Below are 805 nucleotides of genomic sequence, written 5' to 3'. Positions count from 1 at the left end.
TGTCAAACTGGATTAATTCAAATGTTTCAGATATTATGAAACCCAATCCCACATAAAGTCAAACAGCCCCTCACCAAGCACTACGCTTTTGACATATAATAAAAATATCTAAAGAACCAGCCATGTATCTGACCCAACATACCGATTACGGATTGCGCGTATTGGTTTATACCGCCATCAACGACGACACCCTCGTCAATATCGGCACTATTGCCGAGACTTACAATATTTCCAAAAGCCATTTGATGAAAGTGGTTACCTCATTAGTCAAAGGCGGTTTTCTGGTCAGCGTGCGCGGCAAAGGCGGCGGTTTGCGCTTGGCAGACAATCCTGAAAACATCAATATCGGTGCAGTGGTACGCCATCTTGAGCCGATGCAGGTTGTCGAATGCATGGGCGACAACAACGAATGCCTCATCACCCCATCCTGCCGACTGACCGGTATCATCACCGGTGCCATCAAAGCCTTCTTCAATCATTTAGATCAATACTCACTGCAAGATCTGCTGGACAAGCCGACTTACGACATACTTTATACACCGCGCATCCCAATCAACGAAATACGCGGAACGGCCGACTAAATCTTCAGGCCGTCTGAAAACAATCCAGCCATACTGAAATAGTATTACTTAAAAAATAAAAAATGCCGTCTGAAATAAAGATTTTCAGACGGCATTGGTTTACAAAACATTCTACAACTTAAATAGCTGACTTTCATTTGATAGGTTATTTTTTATACTAAATATGTTGAATATAAGACAATATAGAAAAACCCAAAATAAGAATAATCATAGCAACCGTAAAA

1 protein-coding gene is annotated in these 805 nt (G+C 41.2%); it reads left to right on the top strand.

The window, feature by feature from the left end; translation table 11 throughout:
• Positions 1-122: 122 nt before the first annotated feature.
• Positions 123-581, top strand: coding sequence for an RrF2 family transcriptional regulator (locus ACTHS3_RS16240; RefSeq protein ID WP_004518811.1), 459 nt, complete (start codon positions 123-125; stop codon positions 579-581).
• The last annotated feature ends 224 nt before the right edge of the window (positions 582-805 follow it).

It is taken from the genome of Neisseria sp. P0009.S007 (genome assembly GCF_051962515.1).
The sequence above is the reverse complement of the archived record's forward strand: the minus strand, read 5'-3'. Positions and strand labels throughout refer to the sequence as shown.